The 19,642-nt window shown below is 59.8% G+C and carries 18 protein-coding genes; 16 read left to right on the top strand and 2 right to left on the bottom strand.

Annotated elements, in window-relative coordinates; genetic code table 11:
• Window positions 1–329: 329 nt before the first annotated feature.
• A complete protein-coding gene (locus DXB44_RS00880) occupies window positions 330–2,108 on the top strand; it encodes a Na/Pi cotransporter family protein (protein ID WP_118657402.1) in 1,779 nt (592 codons plus the stop codon).
• A gap of 50 nt (window positions 2,109–2,158) precedes the next feature.
• On the opposite strand, the gene DXB44_RS00875 is transcribed toward DXB44_RS00880, so the two are convergent.
• Complete coding sequence (locus DXB44_RS00875; protein WP_118657401.1) at window positions 2,159–2,533, bottom strand: hypothetical protein; 375 nt, start codon at window positions 2,531–2,533, stop codon at window positions 2,159–2,161.
• Window positions 2,534–2,810: 277 nt separating this feature from the next.
• Here DXB44_RS00875 and DXB44_RS00870 point away from each other — a divergent pair, with 277 nt between their 5' ends.
• The 13 genes from DXB44_RS00870 to DXB44_RS00810 all read left to right on the top strand — a co-directional run bounded on the left by DXB44_RS00870 (window position 2,811) and on the right by DXB44_RS00810 (window position 16,710).
• On the top strand, window positions 2,811–5,354 hold the full coding sequence (locus tag DXB44_RS00870) for a transglycosylase domain-containing protein (protein ID WP_118657400.1): 2,544 nt from the start codon (window positions 2,811–2,813) through the stop codon (window positions 5,352–5,354).
• A 164-nt stretch (window positions 5,355–5,518) separates the two neighbouring features.
• Window positions 5,519–5,959 carry an ACT domain-containing protein gene (locus tag DXB44_RS00865; protein WP_005923329.1) on the top strand — a complete coding sequence of 147 codons (441 nt, stop codon included), beginning with the start codon at window positions 5,519–5,521 and terminating at the stop codon, window positions 5,957–5,959.
• A 27-nt stretch (window positions 5,960–5,986) separates the two neighbouring features.
• A complete protein-coding gene (locus tag DXB44_RS00860; RefSeq protein WP_055184962.1) occupies window positions 5,987–7,222 on the top strand; it encodes a homoserine dehydrogenase in 1,236 nt (411 codons plus the stop codon).
• 18 nt (window positions 7,223–7,240) lie between these two features.
• Window positions 7,241–8,146 carry a homoserine kinase gene (gene thrB, locus DXB44_RS00855; RefSeq protein WP_005923334.1) on the top strand — a complete coding sequence of 302 codons (906 nt, stop codon included), beginning with the start codon at window positions 7,241–7,243 and terminating at the stop codon, window positions 8,144–8,146.
• Window positions 8,147–8,229: 83 nt separating this feature from the next.
• Window positions 8,230–9,429, top strand: a complete 1,200-nt coding sequence (locus DXB44_RS00850; RefSeq protein WP_118657399.1) for an aspartate kinase — start codon at window positions 8,230–8,232, stop codon at window positions 9,427–9,429.
• 169 nt (window positions 9,430–9,598) lie between these two features.
• Window positions 9,599–10,420 (top strand): M15 family metallopeptidase, encoded by an 822-nt coding sequence (locus DXB44_RS00845; RefSeq protein WP_118657398.1) that lies wholly within the window; start codon window positions 9,599–9,601, stop codon window positions 10,418–10,420.
• Window positions 10,421–10,463: 43 nt separating this feature from the next.
• Window positions 10,464–11,765, top strand: coding sequence for an insulinase family protein (locus DXB44_RS00840; RefSeq protein WP_199680538.1), 1,302 nt, complete (start codon window positions 10,464–10,466; stop codon window positions 11,763–11,765).
• Window positions 11,752–13,065, top strand: a complete 1,314-nt coding sequence (locus DXB44_RS00835) for a pitrilysin family protein (protein ID WP_118657397.1) — start codon at window positions 11,752–11,754, stop codon at window positions 13,063–13,065. The genes DXB44_RS00840 and DXB44_RS00835 overlap by 14 nt, the downstream gene beginning before the upstream one ends.
• On the top strand, window positions 13,062–14,102 hold the full coding sequence (gene lgt / locus DXB44_RS00830) for a prolipoprotein diacylglyceryl transferase (RefSeq protein WP_118657396.1): 1,041 nt from the start codon (window positions 13,062–13,064) through the stop codon (window positions 14,100–14,102). Before DXB44_RS00835 ends, lgt begins: the two co-directional genes overlap by 4 nt.
• A gap of 147 nt (window positions 14,103–14,249) precedes the next feature.
• Window positions 14,250–14,561, top strand: a complete 312-nt coding sequence (rplU, locus tag DXB44_RS00825) for a 50S ribosomal protein L21 (RefSeq protein ID WP_015537858.1) — start codon at window positions 14,250–14,252, stop codon at window positions 14,559–14,561.
• A gap of 14 nt (window positions 14,562–14,575) precedes the next feature.
• Window positions 14,576–14,827: a 50S ribosomal protein L27 gene (gene rpmA / locus DXB44_RS00820; protein WP_005923362.1), complete on the top strand. Its 252-nt coding sequence runs from the start codon at window positions 14,576–14,578 to the stop codon at window positions 14,825–14,827.
• Between the two features lie 182 nt (window positions 14,828–15,009).
• Window positions 15,010–16,293 carry a GTPase ObgE gene (obgE, locus tag DXB44_RS00815; protein ID WP_118657395.1) on the top strand — a complete coding sequence of 428 codons (1,284 nt, stop codon included), beginning with the start codon at window positions 15,010–15,012 and terminating at the stop codon, window positions 16,291–16,293.
• Between the two features lie 12 nt (window positions 16,294–16,305).
• A complete protein-coding gene (locus DXB44_RS00810; RefSeq protein ID WP_097779634.1) occupies window positions 16,306–16,710 on the top strand; it encodes a ribonuclease III domain-containing protein in 405 nt (134 codons plus the stop codon).
• 100 nt (window positions 16,711–16,810) lie between these two features.
• On the opposite strand, the gene DXB44_RS00805 is transcribed toward DXB44_RS00810, so the two are convergent.
• On the bottom strand, window positions 16,811–16,999 hold the full coding sequence (locus DXB44_RS00805) for a hypothetical protein (protein ID WP_117929793.1): 189 nt from the start codon (window positions 16,997–16,999) through the stop codon (window positions 16,811–16,813).
• 106 nt (window positions 17,000–17,105) lie between these two features.
• Between DXB44_RS00805 and DXB44_RS00800 the strand changes: the two genes are divergently transcribed.
• Window positions 17,106–18,647, top strand: a complete 1,542-nt coding sequence (locus DXB44_RS00800) for an RsmB/NOP family class I SAM-dependent RNA methyltransferase (protein ID WP_118657394.1) — start codon at window positions 17,106–17,108, stop codon at window positions 18,645–18,647.
• Between the two features lie 168 nt (window positions 18,648–18,815).
• Window positions 18,816–19,553, top strand: a complete 738-nt coding sequence (locus DXB44_RS00795; RefSeq protein WP_005923378.1) for a YebC/PmpR family DNA-binding transcriptional regulator — start codon at window positions 18,816–18,818, stop codon at window positions 19,551–19,553.
• Window positions 19,554–19,642: the final 89 nt, after the last annotated feature.

The raw sequence follows: 19,642 nt of genomic DNA, 5'->3' as shown, positions 1-19,642 counted from the left end.
CAGTGGTGTGTTCCTGTTTTCAGCCGATACGGTGCGGGAGGCCATGGAGGAGCTGGCCGGGTAAGCGGGGATATCCTGCACCCCGAGAAGGCACAATGTAAAATGTATGTAAAATAAAAGAAAGCTTTTGGTTTTACACCCGGAAACATGTTGCGAAATGTGTGGAAAAAGTAACTTTCCTGTAAAATAAACCTTGTTGAGACGCCCCCTTTGATGGTATAATAAAAATAAGCGGCTTCCGGAACAGTGCAGCGCTGTGCGTGCGTAAGGTTCCGGCGGCTGTGTGCTGTAAAGGATAAAAAGGGAAGTTTCATATTAGGAGTATCGTTATGGATATCACACACATTACCTCTCTGCTGGGCGGCATTGCGCTGTTCTTGTATGGTATGTCCATCATGGGCGCCGGACTGGAAAAGCTGGCAGGCGGCAAGATGCAGGGCGTATTGCAAAAGCTTACCTCCTCTACCATCAAAGGCGTGATCTTCGGCACACTGATCACCGGCGTCATTCAGTCGTCGGCTGGTACGGTGGTTATTTGTGTCGGTCTGGTCAACTCTGGTATCATGACACTGACGCAGTCGGTAGGCGTGATCATGGGTGCAAATATTGGTACTACGGTAACAGGTCAGTTGATCCGCATGGCGGATATCTCAGGCGACAGCCTGTGGCTGACCTTGATCCAGCCCAAGACTTTTGCCCCTGTGGTGGCGTTTATTGGCTGCATTTTTTATGTGTTCCTGCGCAATGCCAAAAAGAAGAATATCGGTCAGATCATGCTGGGCTTCGGTATCCTGTTTACCGGCATGAGCCTGATGGATACCGGTGTGGCACCCCTGCGGGAGAGCGCTGTCTTTCAGAATCTGTTCGTCACTATGACAAACCCCATTCTGGGTGTTCTGGTGGGCGTGGTGGTCACCGTGATCATCCAGTCCTCTTCTGCCTCCGTGGGTATTTTGCAGGCACTGTCCAGCACAGGGCTTGTCACCTTCAGTTCTGCCATCCCCATCATTCTGGGTGCGCATATCGGTACGGCGTTCACCCCGCTGCTCACCATCGGCGGCTCTTCCAAGGATGGTAAGCGGGCCGCGCTCATTCACCTGTACTTCAACGTCATCGGCAGCGTGATCCTGCTGGCGCTGATCTATGCGGTGCAGTTTACCATCGGCATCCCCATGTGGGGCGATGTAATGAACAAGAGCTCCATTGCAAACATCCATACTTTGTCCAGCGTGTGCGCCATGCTGCTGTTCCTGCCTTGCAGCGGGGTGCTGAGCCGCTTGGCGATGCTCACGGTGCCCAGCAGCGTGGAGGAAGCACAGGAGCTGAGCATGCCGGTGCTGGACGAGCGTTTGTACAAGAGTCCGGCTGTGGCTTTGCAGCAGGCGAAGAACGCGGTGATCAAAATGTCCCGCCGTGCTGCCCGCAACGTGGGTCTGGCTGCGCCGCTGCTTTTGAAGATGGACGAGGAGACCGTGAGTGCCATCAAGGTACGTGAGAACCTGATCGACCGCATGGAGGTGGAGATCACCAACTACCTGATCAAGCTGACCGACCAGGAGCTGGGCGACGACGAGAGCCACGCGGTGACCGAGCTGCTGAATTTTGTCACCGAGTTCGAGCGCATTGGCGACTATGCCGTGAACATCATGGAAAAGGCCGAGGAACTGTACGATAAGGAAGCCAGCTTCAGCGAGAGCGCCCAAAAGGAACTGCACCTGCTGGATGCCGCATTGGAGCGCATTCTGGCGCTGACGGACGAGGCCTTTGAGAACGATGATACCCAGAAGGCTGCACAGGTGGAGCCGCTGGAGGAGATCATTGACGTGATGGTGGAGCGCCTGCGCGACCAGCACATCCGCCGTCTGAAGGACGGGATCTGCTCCATCGACACCGGCGTGGTGTTCCTCGATGTGCTGAACAATGCCGAGCGTATCTCCGACCACTGCTCCAATATCGCAGTGCGCATGGTGGGCATGGAGGCCGGCGATGACTACGACTCCCACACCCTGAAAAGCATTATGCACCACAACCCCAGCAAGGACTATATGTTGGAGTACGAGCAGTGCCGCAAGGAGTACCTTGTGCCGCTGGAAGAAATGGAAGCCTGAATCATATAAATGCAATGAGCCGCTGCACATCGTGCAGCGGCTCATTGCATTTATTCCCCTAGATCCTCCAGCAGCAAGTCCAGCTCCCGGGGGCTGTTGACCACAAGCCCGCGCTTGATGCGCAGGGCATCATTTTCCGGCAGAAGATTGGTGTAGATACCGGTCACGCGGATCAAAGTGCCCGGGGTGCCGTCGGCGCGGCAGGTGTACACCGCCACCCGTCCGCCGCTGTCCCGCAGGCAGTAGCGGGCGGCGTCCGTCTGGGGCACTGCCTGTGCGGCAAGGCTCAGGGGAGAGGCGGGGTCGGTCTCGGACTCGGCAGGGGTTTGGGATAGTGGCAGCTTTGGCAGCGCCATCCAGAACAGACTGAATACAATGGTGAATACGCAAAGCCCGTAGAACAGGCAGACAGACAGCTTGCGCATAAAAAACACTCCCTTTCTCTGCAAGTATGCCCCGTTTGGGCGGGAGACAGACAATTTTCACACGCAGATACTGTACTTTCCACAAGAGAGTGTGTTATACTATTTATATCTGCTTAGCGCACAAAGATTGGTTCTTGCCCGGCTGGGGCGTGCGTGCTATAATATGGTATTGCAGTTTGAAGTTTCGTGTCACAAACGATGTGGATAAAACCCGGCGCAGCAATGCCCGGCAACAGTTTTGAAATGTCAGGAGGCGATCCCTATCTCCAACAATGAGATGAGAAAGATCCATCGGAGCGGCGAGGAGCAGCCTGCCCGCCCGATGGGACGTAAGGTCAATGTTTCCCAGAGCCGCCGCGAGGCACGCCCCGCAGCGGAAAACCGTACCCGCGCACCCAAGGCACCCAAAAGCCCCAAGCCGCCGAAGGAAAAGAGCAAACACCCCCTTCTGCGGTTCATTGGCCGCACCCTTGCTACGGTGCTCTGCCTTGGCATCATGCTGGGCAGCGTGGTGGCCGTGGGCATGGTGTTCTATGTGGTGCAGGCTACTGCCAACGACGGTGACCTGCTGGACTTGGACAACATCCAGTTGAGCCAGTCCAGTATGGTGGTGGCTACCGACCCGGATACCGGCGCACAGGTGGAGTATGCCACCCTGCGCTCCTCCAACAGCCACCGCGTATGGGCAGACCTGGAGCAGATCCCTTCCAACTTGCAGTATGCGTTCATCTGCACCGAGGATAAGGACTTTTACTCAGAGCCCGGTGTTAACTTCAAGCGTACCATCGGCGCAATGATCAACGAGTATCTGCTGCCCATCTACAGCTCCAAGCAGGGCGCATCCACGCTGGAGCAGCAGCTCATCAAGAACCTGACCGATGACAACAGTGCCAGCGGCATCAATGGTGCACTGCGCAAGGTACGCGAGATCTACCGCGCCCTCTGCCTGAGCCGCAGCTACTCCAAGGAGACCATTTTGGAGGCTTACCTGAACACCATCAGCTTTACCGGCACCATTCAGGGTGTGCAGACGGCGGCCAACGAGTACTTCAACAAGGACGTCAGCCAGCTGAGCCTGTGGGAGTGCGCCACCATTGCCTCTATTACCAAAAACCCCACCAACTATAACCCCTACACGAACCCCGAAAACCTGATCAACCGCCGTAACTTCATTATGTACAATATGTGGCAGCAGGGCGTGATCAGCGAGGAGGACTACCGCAACGGCGCTGCACAGCCCCTTGTGCTGGCCGAAGAAGACAGCGGCAAAAAGCCCAGCACCGTCACCTCCTACTTCACCGATGCACTGTTCAATGAGGTCGTGCAGGACATCATGGCCAAAGAGGGCATCACGGAGTCCGAGGCACAGAAGCTGCTCTATACCGGCGGCTTTACTATTGAAGCAACAGTCAACACCAAGCTGCAGTCCCAGATGGAGAACCTGATGCTGAACACCGATGATGCCTACTTCCCGGCGGGCTGGCATGAGGAAGAGGTCACCTCCATTTCGGACGATGATGTGCAGGTGTTCAACGAGGATGGCACCCCCAAGACCCGTACCGGCGAGGACGGCACCGTCTACTATTACCGCAACGTGCGCACGCAGGCTGCCATGGTCACGCTGGACTATGACGGCAATGTGCTGGCTATTGCGGGCGGCTTGGGCGAAAAGACCAAGAGCCTTTCCCTGAACCGTGCCTACAACGTGGAGCGGCAGACCGGTTCTACCATCAAGCCCATCGGCGCTTATGCGCTGGGCATTGAGTACGGTCTGGTCAACTGGTCCACCATGCTCAACAACTCCCCCCTGTACCAGAAGCAGGATATGATCATCCGGGACGAAGATTATTGTCGCAAGAACGGCCTGATGGGTCTCTCCGACAAGCAGCTCCGCGCTTACCCCAACGCATGGCGCAGCTGGCCGCGCAACTACGGCGGCAACTATGGCGATGGCAGTGATCTCCCGCTGTGGAACGGCCTCGCCCGCTCGCTGAACACCATTGCGGTGCGTGTAGGCGACCTTGTGGGCGCAAGCAATATCTTCAACTTCGTCTACAACACCTTGCAGCTGAATACGCTGGACCCCACCAACGACGTGGGTCTGGCGCAGATGGTCATGGGCAGCCAGACCAAGGGTGTTACCCCCATGGCACTGGCCGCAGCCTTCCAGATCTTCTATGATGGCGAGTACACCACCCCGCACCTGTACACCCGTGTGCTGGACCGGGACGGCAACATCTATCTGGAAAACAACGCCACCAGCTATCAGGCGCTGACCCCCGATACCGCTTACGTCATGAACCGTCTGCTGAAGAACGTTCTGTTCTCCAGTGTGGGTACTGCCAGCGGCCGCTACCCCAACTCCAACGGCATGGAAGCCTTTGGTAAGACTGGTACTGCCAGCGACGAAAAGGATCTGTGGTTTGTGGGCGGCACGCCCTATTATGTCACCGCTGTGTGGTGGGGTTACGATGCACCTTATGATATGACCAAGACCCTGTCCAAGCAGCAGGCCAAGACCCGCACCTGTGTGACCGCGTGGAAGGCACTGATGGAGCAGGCACAGGCAGACCTGCCCTATAAGGCATTCCCCACCTCCGCAGGCGTGGTGGAGCGCCGCTACTGCACCCAGAGCGGCCTTCTGGCCGGTGCGGGCTGCCCGAGCACTGCCGTGGGCTACTACCGTGCCGATGACCTGCCCGATACCTGCACCTATTCCCACGCAGCCCCGCAGGCTGCTGTCTCTACCGAGAACACAGACGACGCAGTGCCCACCCAACCGGTCGTCCCCACCGATACCAGTGCGTTGGATACGGAATAAGGGCAAAAATCGTACTTTTTCGCCCCTTTGCTGAAAAATCCGGCAAGGACAGGGCGCGCTTTACAAGACAAAACTGGACAAAGTGACAAAATAGCATCCGGGCTCTTGCATTGCAGGGGTTCGGATGCTATTATATTTTCTACAAGAACACTTGTGTTTGAGAGGTGAACAAGTTGGAACGCCGTTTTTATCTGGTGGATGCGCAGGTGCTGCCGGAGGTCTTTCTCAAGGTGGTACGCGCCAAGGAGCTGCTGGCCAGCGGGGAAGCCCGCAGCATTTCGGCTGCGACCCGTGCGGTAGAGCTTTCGCGCAGCGCATTTTATAAGTATAAGGATTGTATTTTTGATTCCGAGAATGGTCGTGAGGTCATCACGGTCATGGCCACCCTGCGGGACGAGACCGGCGCGCTGCAAAGCCTTCTGGCTGGTATCAGCGCCGCAGGTGCCAGTATTGTGACCATCAACCAGTCCACCCCGGAAAACGGGGCTGCGCTGGTGGCGGTCACCATCCGCACCGATACCATGCAGATGTCCCCGGAGGAATTGACCGAAAAGCTTTCGCGCCAGCGCATGGTCGTGGGTGTGCGCTGTGGGTATAACCTGTAACAAAACAGGAAACGAGGGAAAGAGAGTATGGCTAAAATTGCAATTCTGGGCTTTGGCACGGTGGGCAGCGGCGTATACGAGGTGCTGTGCCGCAATGCTGCAAGTGTCTCCCGCCGGGCTGGCGAACCGGTGGAGGTAAAGTACATTCTGGACCCGAAGGACTTTACTGGCAACCCGGTGGAGCCTTTGGTGGTGAAGAGCATTGACGTGATCCTGCAGGACCCGGAAATCCGGGTGGTGGTGGAGACCATCGGCGGCACCCGCTTTGCCTACCCCTACGTCAAGGCGTGTCTGGAGAGCGGCCGCAGCGTGTGCACCTCCAATAAGGAGATGGTGGCAACCTACGGCGCAGAGCTGCTGGCACTGGCCAAGGAGCACGACTGCGCCTTCCTGTTCGAAGCCTCTGTGGGCGGCGGTACGCCCATCATCACCCCCATGCACCAGTGCCTGGCGGCTAACGTCATCACCGAGGTGGAGGGCATCGTGAACGGCACCACCAACTTCATGCTCACCAAGATGGTGCGGGAGGGCCTTGACTTTGAGGATGCGCTGCACATTGCGCAGGAGCTGGGCTACGCCGAGACCAAGGATCCCAGCGATGACGTGGACGGCCGCGACGCCTGCCGCAAGATCGCCATTCTGTCCTCCATGGTGTGCGGCCACCAGATCTACCCCCAGAACATTCCCACCCGGGGCATCCGGGCCATTACCGCCGCCGATGTTGCCAGCGCCGAAAAGCTGGGCTGCGTCATCAAGCTGATTGCATGGATGAAGCTTGGCAAGGACGGCAGCGTGGCCGCTGGTGTAGAGCCGTGTCTGGTGCCCAAGGCAAACCAGCTGGCCAGCGTGGACGATGTTTTCAACGCGGTGCTGGTCAAGGGCGATATGCTGGGCGATGTGGTGTTCTACGGCAAGGGCGCAGGCAAGCTGCCCACCGCCAGCGCTGTGGTGGCAGACGTTGTGGATGCCCTGAAAAACGGCGCACAGGTGCACGACAGCCTGTTCTGGCAGCCTGCGGACCCGGTGGACGGCATGCTCACCGACCCGGCTCCCGCTGCATATTATGTGCGTGTGGCGGGCATTGCACCCGCTGTGGTGGAAGCCATCTACGGCTACGGCAAGGTGGTGGATGAGCGGTACGAGGGCTGCGCCTACTTTGTGGAGCGCGCCGACGAGCGTGCGCTGGCAGAGGCCGCGCGCAAGGTGGAGGCCGTGGGCGGCAGCGTGAAGCTGGTGCTCAAGCGTCTGCCCGAGGAAGTGTAACGGAAAGGAACTGCGGCAATGAAGATCAAGGTTTCGGTCCCTGCTACCAGCGCCAACGTAGGCTCCGGCTTCGATGCGCTGGGTCTGGCAGTTACCCTGTACAACACAGTCACCTTTGAGGACAGCGAGGTGCTGGAGATCTCGGCATCGGATGGCACCCGTATCCCCCGGGGCGAGTCGAATCTCGTGTACCGCTCCGCCAAGGGTCTGTTCGAAAAAGTTGGCAAGCAGATCCCGCCCCTCAAGATCACCCAGACGAACCCCATCCCCATGGCGCGGGGTCTGGGCTCTTCTTCGGCCTGCATCATCGCGGGTCTGCTGGGCGCCAACCGGATGCTGGGCGATGTGCTCAACACGCAGGAGCTGCTCACGCTGGCAACTGCCATTGAGGGACACCCCGATAACGTGGCTCCGGCCCTGCTGGGCGGCCTGACCAGCAGCGTGTTTGAGGACGGCAAGGTGTATTCGGTCAAGCGGAATGTAGACGAAAGCCTCTGCTTTGCCGCCATCGTGCCGGACTACAAGCTGCTGACCGAGGCGGCCCGCGCTGCCCTGCCCAAGGAGGTATCCCACAAGGACGCGGTGTATAACCTGTCCCGTGCGGCGCTGGTGCCCGCAGCTTTCTGTGAGGGGCGGCACGACCTGCTGGCCATTGCCACCGAGGATAAGCTGCACCAGCAGTACCGGATGCCCCTGATGCCCGGCTCCCGCGAGGTATTCGATATGGCGCGGCTTTGCGGCGCAAAGGCCGTGTATGTCTCTGGCGCAGGCAGCACCGTCATGGCAGTGGCAGAAAAGGCCGAGGCCGAAAAGTTCTATTCCAAGCTGGAAAAAGGTCTGGAGCTGCTGGAAGGTCTGGACGGATGTGAAGCATTTACACTGTTGCAGCTGGATGCCGATAACACCGGCGCGACTGTGGAATGATAAACGGGTAAGGGAAGTGCAAGAACGCTTCCGCCCGGCAAGCCCCCGCAAACGCGGGGCGTTAAAGAGGAGAGTGACAAGATATGGCGTTGATCGTACAGAAATTCGGCGGTTCTTCCGTAAAGGACCGTGACCGTATCTTCAACGTTGCGCGGATCGTGGCCAACACCCACAACGCGGGCAATGACGTAGTGGTGGTGGTCTCCGCACAGGGCGACACCACCGATGACCTGATCGCCAAGGCAGGGGAGATCACCCATAACCCCTCGGCGCGTGAGATGGATATGCTGCTGGCCTCCGGCGAGCAGATCAGCATCGCACTGCTGGCCATGGCGCTGAACGAGCTGGGCTGCCATGCCATCAGCCTGACCGGCTGGCAGGCGGGCTTCCGCACCGACCGTGCCTACACCAAAGCGCGCATCACCCGGCTGGAGACCGAGCGGATCTCCTCCGAGCTGGAGCGCAACCGTGTGGTGGTGGTGGCAGGCTTCCAGGGCCTGAACAAGCTGGACGATATCACCACCCTGGGACGCGGCGGCTCCGATACCAGTGCTGTGGCGATTGCTGCTGCTCTGCACGCTGACCGCTGCCAGATCTACACGGATGTGGAGGGCGTTTACACCGCCGACCCGCGCAAGGTGCGCAACACCCGCAAACTGGAGGAGATCACCTTTGACGAGATGCTGGAGCTGGCATCTCTGGGCGCACAGGTGCTGAACAACCGCAGCGTGGAGCTGGCCAAAAAGTACAATGTGGAGCTGGAGGTGCTCTCCAGCCTGAACCCCATCCCGGGTACGGTGGTTAAGGAGGTTACAAAGGACATGGAAGGTATGCTGATCAAGGGTGTTGCCAAGGACACCGATGTTGCTGTTATCACGATTCTCAACGTTCCCGATGAGCCGGGCATGAGCTTTAAGATCTTTGGTCTGCTGGCACAGAAGAACATCAACGTGGACATCATCCTGCAGTCCACCGGCCGCGACGGTAAGAAGGACATCAGCTTTACCTGTGCCGAGGGCGAAGCCGAGGTGGCCATGCGTGTGCTGAAGGACAGCGCACACTTCAGCGATGTCAGTGTGGACACCACCTGCGCCAAGGTCTCCATCGTGGGTGCCGGTATGCAGAGCCACAGCGGCGTTGCCTCCAAGATGTTCGAGGCACTGTCCAACAACAATATCAACATCAAGATGATCTCCACCAGCGAGATCAAGATCTCCTGCATCATCGACCGTGCAGACGCCGACAAGGCTGTCAGCGCCATCCACGATATGCTGTTTGACTGATCTGCGTAAAATTTTTGGTTATGGCCTGTCTGCTCCCTGCCGGGGGCGGGCGGGTCATAATTTTTTTACACACGGCGGCGTTTACACAAATTGCAAAGGGGTGTATAATATAGTTTGAATCTGTGCGGCGCACCGGCGCTGCAACTATGCCGAAAAGGAGCCCCGCCGCATGAGTGAACCCACCCGTACCTCCAGAGCGCCTGCTGATAAGCGCCTGACCTATCAACAATGGAAACGCCGCAAAATGCTGCGGCTGGCCCGCAACTGGGTGCTGTTTCTGGCCGGCTGTGCGGCAGTGGTGGCGCTGCTGACCGGCGGCATCCTGTGGCTGCTGCCCAAGGTGCACGGCCTGCTGGCCGGGCCAAAGGTGTTTGCAGCCAGCGTGTACGACGGCACAGATTATGTATTCAACGCCGCAGACGCGCGGCTTACGCTGGTGAACGCCAACCTGCCCTATGCCGCCGAGCCTGCCCCGCTGCTGGATACCGCCGACGAGGCCACCGGCCAGCAGCTGGAAGCGGAAGCCGCCATGCAGTACCGCAGTATGGCCGCCGCCGCGCAGGCGGACGGCATCAGCCTGACCCTTGTGGCCGGTTATCAGGACGCCGACACCCGGCAGGCCGCCTATGAAGCCCGGGTGCAGACCTACCGCGATAAGCGCAAGAGCGAAGAAGAAGCCGCCCGTCTGGCGGCTTCCATCCAGCCCGCCGCCAACGCCAACGAGCACGGCACCGGCTACGCGGCAGATATCCTCAGTGTGGACGACCCGCAGCAGGATACCAGCTTTGCCGAGACCCGCACCTACGAGTGGCTTACGGCCTACGCGGCGGAATACGGCTTTATCCTGCGCTACCCGCAGGACCGGCAGGCCGCCACCGGCATCGTGTTCGAGCCGTGGCACTGGCGCTATGTGGGGGTGGAAAACGCCCTTGCCATCCGCGCCAGCGGCCTGAGCCTGGAAGAGTTCATCGCCCTGCAGCGGGCAGACTGAATCAAACGCTCTGTGCTGCGGCACAGAGAGAAGGGAACTATCATTGGAACGTACTCTCATTGCACCGGGCGTGCATCTTTCCTGCGACCCGGCTTCTAAATTCAACCGCTGCCGCATCAGCATCCACTTTGCTTTCCCGGCAGAGCGTAAAACGGCCACTGCCCATGCGCTTTTGCCGCTGGTGATGGAGCGCGGCTATGCGGACTGCCCGGATATGACCCAGCTGACCAAAAAGCTGGCAAAGCTCTACGGTGCAGACCTGACCGTGGACGCCCGCCCTATGGGCTGCAACCATAACCTCTGCGTCAGTGTGACCGGCATCAAGGATGCCTTTGCGCTGGAAGGCGAGACGCTGACCGCCGAGTATACCAAAATTGCGCTGGGTGCGGCCTTCCACCCGTATTTTGTGGACGGCTGCTTTGACCCGCAGGCCGTCAGCATTGAAAAGCAGATGCTGAAAAAAGGGCTTGAGGACGAGATCAACGATAAACGCATCTACTGCCTGCATCAGGCCAACCGGGAGTTTTTTGGTGACAGCCCGGCAGGCGTGCGGCAGGAGGGCTATCTGGAAGAGGTGGACGGCCTTACCCCGGCTATGCTGACCGATGCCTACCGGCAGATGCTGCGCACCGCCAACATTGAGCTGCTGGTGCTGGGCTGCGACGCCGCCCAGACCGCCGCCATCCGGGACGCCTTGCTGGCGGAACTTACCTGCATCGACCGCGCCCCGCTGCCACTGGTGGAAAACATGGCCATGCCCACCATTGCACCGGTGCACAAGACCGAAAACTATGATATGGTGCAGGCAAAGCTGTGTATGCTGTTCACGCTGGGGCAGCCTATGCAGCCGCAGCAGCTGGCAGCGGTGCGACTTGCCATGGCGCTGTACGGCGGCAGCGTGACCAGCCGCCTGTTCCTCAATGTGCGGGAGCGGGACCATCTGTGCTACTACTGCTCCTCCTCCTTCCAGAGCTTTACCGGCAGCATGGCGGTGAACAGCGGTGTGGAGCACGCCGATGCCGCCCGCGCAGAGCAGGCGATTCTGAAGGAGCTTGCCGACCTGTGCACCGGCCCTATCACCGATGAGGAATTTGAGGACTGCCGCCGGGGTCTGCTCAGCGGTATGAACGGGGTAGAGGACAGCCTTGGCGGCATTGAGAGCTGGTACTACATCGAGGTGCTGCGCGCCGGTGCTAACAGCGCTGCGCCCATCCAGAGCCCAGAGCAGGCGCGGAATGCTCTGCGCGCCGTGACCAAGGACGAGGTGCGGGATATCCTGCGCCGCCTGACCCTCTCGGTCAGCTATCTGCTTACAAAGGAGGATACTGCCCATGCCGCAGAATAACCAGACCCTGCTGGAAAAGACCGTGGCCGACCAGTGGCAGACCCTGCCCTCCGGCCTGACGGTGCTGGTGCGCTCCATGCCGGGGTATTCCAGCACCCATGTGATCTATGCCACCAAGTTCGGCTCCATCGACCGGGATTTCTGCCTGAATGGCCAAACGGTGCATCTGCCGGCGGGTGTAGCGCATTTTCTGGAGCACAAAATGTTCGAGGACGAGGACGGCGACGCCTTTGCTAAGTACGCAAAGACCGGTGCCAACGCCAACGCCTTTACCAGCTTTGACCGCACCTGCTACCTGTTCACCGCCACCCAGCAGCTGGACGAAAGTCTGGACGTGCTGCTGGGCATGGTGGGCCACCCCTACTTTACCGAGCGGACCATTGCAAAAGAACAGGGCATCATCGGGCAGGAGATCAAAATGTACGATGACAGCCCGGATTGGCGGCTCATCACCGGCCTGTTCGAGTGCCTGTACCACAGCCACCCCATCCGCAGCGATATCGCGGGCACAGTGGAGAGCATTGCCGAGATCACACCCGCCATGCTGTACGACAGCTGCAAGGCCTTTTATGCCCCGGGCAATATGGTGCTGGCTGCGGCCGGCAACACCACCATGGAGCAGATTTTGGCCGCCTGTGAGCGGCACGGTCTGATGGAGCCCCGCCCGGTGCAGAAGGTGCAGCGGCTGTGGGCACCGGAGCCCATGACCCTTGCCGCCACGGAAAAAACGCTGACCATGCCGGTTTCCAAGCCCTGCTTCGGCGTAGGCTTTAAGGAAGAGCCGTTGCCTGCGGACGATCTGCGCACCGAGGCGCTGTACGACCTTGTACTCAGTTGCATCGTGGGCGGGATGTCGCCCTTGTACCGCCGCCTGTACGACGAGGGCCTTGTGAACCCCGGCTTTGGCGGCGAGGTGCTGCGGGTGGACGGCTGCTGCTGCATCCTGTTCACTGGCGAAAGCGATGTGCCGGACACCGTGCGGCAGTTGCTGCTGGACGAGATCGACCGGGTGCGCGCCGCCGGTGTGGACAGGGAAGTATTTACCCTGTGCAAGAACGAAAAATATGGTCAGCTGATCGAAAATCTGGAAAACGTGGAGGACTCGGCCAGCCAGATGGCAGACTTTGCCCTCAGCGGCCAGACGGTGGCGCAGCAGATCTCCATGCTGGCCGGGCTGACCGCAGAGGATGCGGACGCTGCCTTGCAGCACATTCTGTGCACCGACCGCATGGCTACCATGTACATTCAGCCGGATGGCACGGCGCAGGCGGCAGAAGAGGACGAGGAGGAAGAAGAATGACGAATCTGGTACAGTTCCCGGGTCTGGGACTGAGTTTTCATCTGAACCGCGTGGCTTTTACCATCGGCGGGGTCAGCATCTACTGGTACGGCGTGTGCATCGCGGTGGGTCTGTGTCTGGCACTGGTCTTTGCCTTCCGGCACAGTCTGGAATTTGGCGTAGACCCGGACAGCATGGTGGATGTCATCCTCATCGGCGTGGTGCTGGGCATCATCAGCGCCCGCGCCTACTATGTGGCTATGGCACCTTTTAAATATGAGAGCATCTGGGAGATGATCGCCATCCGGGATGGCGGCCTTGCCATCTACGGCGGCATTATTGGCGGCTTTTTGTTCGGTGGTCTGGCCTGCAAGTGGCGGGGCGTGCCGGTGCTGCCCATGTTCGACCTGACTGCTATGGGCTTTCTCATCGGGCAGGGCTGCGGCCGCTGGGGCAACTTCTTCAATCAGGAGGCCTTTGGCTGCAACACCACCCTGCCTTGGGGAATGTACAGCGAGGCCACCCGTGCTTACCTGATGAGCAGCACGGTCACGGTACCCAAGGGTGTGGTCATCGACCCCAATCTTCCGGTGCACCCCACTTTTTTGTATGAGAGCATCTGGTGCTTTGTGGGCTTCTTTCTGCTATTCCGCTACATCAAAAAGCGCAAGTTCAACGGCGACATCACCCTGCGGTATCTGATCTGGTACGGCGCAGGCCGTTTCTGGATCGAGGGTCTGCGCACTGACAGCCTGATGCTGGTGCCCTCCATCGGGCTGCGGGCATCCCAGCTGATGGCAGGCATCGCCGTGGTGGCGGGCATTGCGGCAGAGGTGTACTTTACCCGCAAGCTCAAGGACAAGCCCCTGTTTGTGCCGCTGGCGCTGAACGCCGAGAACAAGGCGGCTCAAAAGAAGCTGGACGGCCCCATCTCCTTTGCGGGTAAGGACACCCAGCTGCTGGCCTCCAGCCCGCGCAAGCTGTTTTTGGAAAAGACCGAGGCCTATAATGCGCAGGTGAAAGCCGCCATAGAACAGACCGGGCAGAAAAAAGCGTAAAAATCTGCGCAAAAGGGGAAATTTCCTCTTGCAATCCGGTTTGGTTTTTGCTATAATATTCTAGCCGCATGGTGTGGGCGCCTGAAATGGCCCGCTGTAAGGGTCTGCCTTTACGACCAGCGAGTACAACGAAAAGGAATGAACAAAATGTACGCAATCATTGTTACCGGCGGTAAGCAGTACCGCGTGGAGCAGGGCGACATCGTCTACATTGAAAAGCTGGACGTTGAGGCCGACTCCGAAGTGAAGTTTGATCAGGTTCTCGCTATCGGCGAGGAGGGTTCTGTGAAGGTTGGCGCTCCTGTTGTTGAGGGTGCTACCGTTTCTGCCAAGGTCATCAAGAATGGCAAGGGCAAGAAGCTGAACATCATCACCTATCGCGCAAAGAAGCACAGTGCTCGCCGTATGGGCCATCGTCAGCCCTACACCAAGGTTGAGATCACTGCGATCAACGGCTAAGGAGGTAAATTACAATGGCACATAAAAAGGGCGTAGGCAGCACCAAGAACGGCCGCGATTCCGCAGCACAGCGTCTGGGCACCAAGCGTGCAGACGGTCAGTTCGTTCTGGCCGGCAACATCCTGGTTCGTCAGCGTGGCACCCACATCATGCCGGGTGAGAACGTTGGCAAGGGCAGCGATGACACCCTGTTTGCTCTGGTAGACGGCACCGTCCGTTTCGAGCGCGTGGGCAAGAGCGGCAAGAAGTGCAGCGTTAAGCAGTAACTTCTTTCTGAATAACTGCAATCGTAGAGCCGGACCCTCGTGGCCCGGCTCTTTTTGATGAAATAAGGCTATGCGTTCGTGTGGCGCTGTTTGCAAGCCTTCCCCCGGTCGGGGGAAGGTGGCACAAAGTGCCGGATGAGGGCGCTGAAACGCAAAGGCCTATAAAGCTAAGGAGGGGCTGTATGGCAGCACAGACTAACTTTATCGACATCGCCACGATATGGCTCCATGCGGGCAAGGGCGGCGATGGTGCGGTGAGCTTCCACCGCGAAAAATTCGTGGCCGCAGGCGGCCCGGACGGCGGCGACGGCGGCCGGGGCGGCGACATCATCTTTGTGGCGGACGACCATCTGTCCACCCTGATGGACTTCCGCTATAAGCGCAAGTATGTGGCCCCGGAGGGCGGCAAGGGCGGCGCAAGCCTGTGCCACGGCAAAAATGCCGAAAATCTGGTCATCAAGGTGCCGCTGGGCACTGTGATCAAGGACGCAGAGAGCGGCCTTGTCATCGCAGACCTGTCCGACCACACCCCGGTCACCATTGCCAAGGGCGGCCGCGGCGGCTACGGCAACGCACATTTTGCCACCCCCACCCGCCAGATTCCCAAATTTGCAAAACCCGGTATGCCCGGCGAGGATCTGCAGGTGACGCTGGAACTGAAGCTGATCGCAGACGTGGGTCTGATCGGCTTCCCCAATGTGGGCAAGTCCACCCTCATCTCCACCATCAGCGCCGCCAAGCCCAAGATCGCCAACTACCACTTTACCACCCTTGTGCCCACGCTGGGCGTTGTGTCGGTGGGCGAGGGCGCAAGCTTTGTCTGCGCCGACATCCCCGGCCTGATCGAGGGTGCCAGCGAGGGCGTCGGTCTGGGACACGACTTCCTGCGCCATGTGGAGCGCTGCCGTCTGCTGCTGCATGTCGTTGACGTTTCCGGCAGCGAGTGCCGTGATCCCATCGAGGACTTTGAAAAGATCAACGAGGAGCTGGCCAAGTTCAGCCCCGTGCTGGCCGAGCGCCCGCAGATCGTGGTGGGCAACAAGTGCGACCTTGCCACCGAGGAGCAGATCGAGACCTTCCGCCAGTATGTGGAGGGTAAGGGTCTGACCTTCGTGCCCATCTCTGCCGCCACCATGCAGGGCGTAAAGCAGCTGCCGGGGCTCGTGTACAACCGCCTCAAGGATATCCCGCAGGTGCCGGTGTTCACTCCCGAGTACAAAAAGCCGGAGGCTAAGAAGAATGGCCGCGACTTCACCATCCAGCGCATGGAAGCCCATGTGTGGAGTGTGGATGCCCCGTGGCTGGAGTATATTCTGGCCGGCAGCAACGTGGACGACTACGAGAGCCTGCAGTTCTTCCAGCGTCAGCTGGCCGAGAGCGGCATTCTGGACGCGCTGGTGCAGAAGGGCGTGGAAGAGAATGATACCATCCTTATCGGCGAGTATCAGTTCGACTATATCTTCTAAGGATAAAGCATCATGAACGAATCAGAAAAGATCGACCCGCGGGAGCTCAGCCCGCTGGCGCTGGCCTTTGTGGGGGACAGCGTGCTGGAGCTGCTGGTGCGTCAGCGTCTGGTGGAGCACCACCGCCTTTCTGCCGGAAAGCTGAACGCCGAAAAGGTCAAGTATGTCTCTGCCAGAGCGCAGTTCCGGGAACAGCAGCTGCTGGAGCCGCTGTTTACCGAGGACGAGTTGGCCGTATTCAAGCGCGGTCGCAATGCCAGCAAGGCCAGTGTCGCCAAGCACGCCTCCCCGGAGGAATACCGTGCCTCCACCGGCTTCGAGTGCCTGTTGGGCTGGCTGTACCTGAGCGGACAGCTGGAACGCGTGCACCAGCTGTTCGAGGTGCTGTGGCAGCAGTTTGACCCTGACCGGAAATAAGAATGCGAAAGCCCGCTGCTTTCCGCACTGGAAACCAGTGGTGGAGGGCAGCGGGCTTTGCTTGTTGGTATCTGTGGTCCGTCAGATGCTGCTTACGCCATCAGCGGCTGTTTTTTGCGTTGGTGGAACGGCTGTTGGTGGAGTTCTTGGCGCTCTCGTCATCGGCACCCTTGGTGTACTGGTTGGGGTGCTTGTGCTCGTTGGTGGCGCTGTTGGTGGTCTTGTTGCTGGTACGGTTGGAGGTCTGGTTCTTGCAATTGGTACTGCGGTTCTCACTACGGTTTTCCATGGTGTGAATGCTCCTTTCGGTCGTTGCTGTGGGGGCGGGGCCGCCCTCACAGTCCATAGTGTGGCCGCAGCCGGCGGCTTTATACATCCCATGGGAGGAAAAGAATATGCCTACGGAATATTTTGAGCAGCGGGAGCGTGCCCTGCTGGGCCCGCGGTACCAGCAGCTGTATGCCGCCCCGCAGCAGACGGCAGAGCGCGGGGTCACCGTGTCAGCGCTGCGCACCACACCGGAGCAGTTTGCGCAGAGGGCAGATTTCCCGCTGGAACCCTCGCCCTTCTGCAAGGCGGCTTTTGTGGTGCATCAGCCGGACTTTAAGCCCGGGCGGCATCCGTACCACCATGCGGGAGTGTTCTACTCGCAGGAGCCCTCGGCCTCCTCGGCAGCGCCGCTGCTGGGGGTACAGCCGGGGATGCGGGTGCTGGATCTGTGCGCCGCGCCCGGCGGCAAAAGCAGCCAGCTGGCGGCGGCATTGCAGGGACGCGGTGTGCTGGTAAGCAACGAGTATGTGGCTGCGCGTGCCGAAATTTTAAAAAGCAACCTTGAGCGCATGGGTGTTTCTAACGCCGTGGTGCTCAACGAGACCCCCGCCCGCATTGCCGAGGCACTGCCGGAGTTTTTCGACCGGGTGCTGGTGGATGCGCCCTGTTCCGGCGAGGGAATGTTCCGCAAGGAGCCGGTAGCGCTGCAGCAGCACTGCGAAGCACTGGTAAAGCAGTGCGCAGAGCTGGGCGCGCAGATACTGGATTGTGCGGCGGCGGCACTGGCGCCCGGCGGGCAGCTGGTGTACTCTACCTGCACCTTCGCGCCGGAGGAGGACGAAGCGCAGGTGGCGGCTTTTTTGCAGCGCCACCCGGAGTTTGTGCTGGCCGATGTGCTGGGCAACGTGGATTACACCTTTGGCAGCGCAGGCGAAGAGAACCGCACCGGCGGTTTGCCGCTGGATGTGAGCAAGGTGCGCCGCATCTGGCCCTATCAGGGTGGCGAGGGGCACTTTATGGCACGGCTGGTCAAGGCGGGCACGCCCCGCACCCTGCCGCTGGAGGGAGAATACACCCCGGAAGAGCAGCTCTGGCTTGCCGCTGCTGCGGAAGCGAGCAAAAAGAGCAAGGGCAAGGCTGCAAAACCTGCCAAGGCGGCAGATGCCCGCAGCGCACGCCGCGCGGACAGCCGCGCCTGCCGGGACGCCGTGCAGGGCACGAGCCGCCGCACCCGGGATACCGGGGCAGGGGAGGCCACCCCGGCGCAGAGCCTTGCCGCATGGCAGGAGTTTGCCCGGCAGTATTTCCCCGCGCTGGCGCAGCGTCCGGCCGTGGTGCACGGCGGCGGCGTGCTGCTGCCGGTTGCCTTTCCGCAGACGGGACTTCATGTGCTGCGGGCGGGGGTATTCGTGGGCAGCGTGCAGAAGGGCCGCTTTGTGCCGGAGCACCATCTGTTTACGGCCTTTGGCAACCTGTGCACGAACTGCGAGCAGCTGACCCTTGCCGACTGTCGCTGCACCGAGTACCTCTCCGGCCGCGAGGTGGAAGCCCGCACAGCAGCGGACGGCTGGTGCTGCGTGACCGTGGACGGCTGGCCGCTGGGCGGCGGCAAGGTGTCCGGCGGGCGGGTGAAAAACCACTATCCCAAGGCGCTGCGGCTGCTGTAAACCGCAGATTTACACGCATCCGGGCGAAAATCAGGCTTTTCAGGCTTGAACGCGCCGGTGGATTGTGATAGAATAACAGAGTTAGATTTTGTGTGCTGCCACAAGCGGGCGACCACAGCCCGTCTGCCCGCAGGCGGAGATACCGATAAATTTAGGAGGCTCTTTCCCATGTCTGGACATAGCAAATGGAACAACATTAAGCGCAAGAAGGAAAAGACTGACGGCGCCCGCGCCAAGGTCTTTACCAAGATCGGCCGCGAGATCAGCGTTGCCGTCCGTGACGGCGGCCCCAACCCGGCTTCCAACAGCAAGCTGGCAGATCTGATCGCCAAGGCAAAGCGCATGAGCGTGCCCAACGATAACATCCAGCGTATCATCAAGAAGGCCGAGGGCGGCGACAAGACCGAGTTCGAGGCCATCACCTACGAGGGCTACGGCCCCGGCGGCGTGGCAGTCATGGTGGAGACCCTGACCGACAACCGCAACCGTACCGCTGCCGACCTGCGCCACTACTTCGATAAGAACGGCGGCAATCTGGGCGCTATGGGCTGCGTGGCCTTCCTGTTCAACCAGAAGGGTGTCATCGACATCTCTCTGGAGGATAAGGACGCCGACGAGGCCATGATGGACGCTCTGGATGCCGGTGCCGAGGACTTTGATGCCAGCGAGGACGCAGCCGAGGTCACCACCGACCCCGAGAACTACTCCGCTGTGGTCAAGGCTCTGGAGGAGAAGGGCTACGAGATCCTGTCTGACGATCTGGCCATGGTGCCCATGACCACCACCCGCCTGACCGACCCCGATCAGCTGAAGCAGATGGGCAAGCTGCTGGATTCTCTGGAAGATAACGATGACGTCCAGAACGTCTGGCACAGCTTGGAGAACGAAGAGGACCTGCCGGAATAAGCTTCCGCAAGGCTCTTTGCTCCTGAAATAAAACGATAAAAAGCCGCTTTTTGTGCTGGTTGGCACGAAAGGCGGCTTTTGCTTGTTAT

The organism is Faecalibacterium sp. OM04-11BH (assembly GCF_003482185.1).
In the GTDB taxonomy this organism is placed as follows: Bacteria; Bacillota; Clostridia; order Oscillospirales; family Ruminococcaceae; genus Faecalibacterium; species Faecalibacterium tardum.
This window is presented reverse-complemented; position numbering and strand designations above follow the sequence as displayed.